General features: G+C 56.8%; 1 protein-coding gene. It reads right to left on the bottom strand.

Features of this window, described 5'->3' with window-relative positions; all coding sequences use genetic code 11:
• Positions 1-213, bottom strand: a 213-nt coding sequence (locus A3722_RS06460) for a dihydroxy-acid dehydratase domain-containing protein (protein WP_201721975.1), incomplete at both ends; no start/stop codon positions are given.

Raw genomic sequence — 213 nt, 5'->3', positions numbered from 1 at the left:
GTATTCGTCGATCCACCCATAGCGATATCCAGGCTCATCGCATTTTCGAACGCTTCGAACGTGGCAATCTCGCGCGGCAGCAAACCCTTTTCCTCAATTTCGTAATGACGTTTGGTGATGCTAACGATGCGGCGACCAGCCTCCAGGAAGAGGGATTTACGGTCGACGTGGGTGGCCAGTGTTGACCCGTTGCCAGGCAGCGCCAGCCCCAGC

Origin of the sequence: Sulfitobacter sp. HI0027 (genome assembly GCF_001634775.1) — a bacterium.
GTDB lineage: Bacteria > Pseudomonadota > Alphaproteobacteria > Rhodobacterales > Rhodobacteraceae > Sulfitobacter.
Note: the sequence above shows the minus strand (reverse complement) of the source record. Positions and strands in the feature narration are given on the sequence as shown.